1 protein-coding gene is annotated in these 279 nt (G+C 53.0%); it reads right to left on the bottom strand.

Going from position 1 to position 279, the window contains the following annotated elements; translation table 11 throughout:
* Window positions 1-194, bottom strand: a 194-nt coding sequence (locus tag SB822_RS56585) for a hypothetical protein (RefSeq protein WP_410859036.1), incomplete at its 3' end; no start/stop codon positions are given.
* Window positions 195-279 lie beyond the last annotated feature (85 nt).

Genomic DNA, 279 nt, shown 5'->3' with positions numbered 1-279 from the left:
ATCCATGTTGGCTGAGGCAAAGGTATTGAGAGGCGATCTTCGAAGCGAGCGCGACGCTCGGGTAATTCGAAATCGGCGGCTTCCAGAGGCGAAAAAAATGGCCGTCCGTCGCGCCCCGATTCAGCGATCTGCCGGGTTAGATGTTCTGCCCAACGCTTGAAGTCAACAGGCGTTAGGGCAACGGTCGTCAGCATTTTCACCTCCTTGAATGATTAACACAGGAGGATTGTCGCCGATGTTGGCAGTCACGCGGAATGACTGTTAATGGTCAAACTTTAC

Source organism: Paraburkholderia sp. SIMBA_054, assembly GCF_046534875.1.
Lineage (GTDB): Bacteria > Pseudomonadota > Gammaproteobacteria > Burkholderiales > Burkholderiaceae > Paraburkholderia > Paraburkholderia hospita.
The sequence above is the reverse complement of the archived record's forward strand: the minus strand, read 5'-3'. Positions and strand labels throughout refer to the sequence as shown.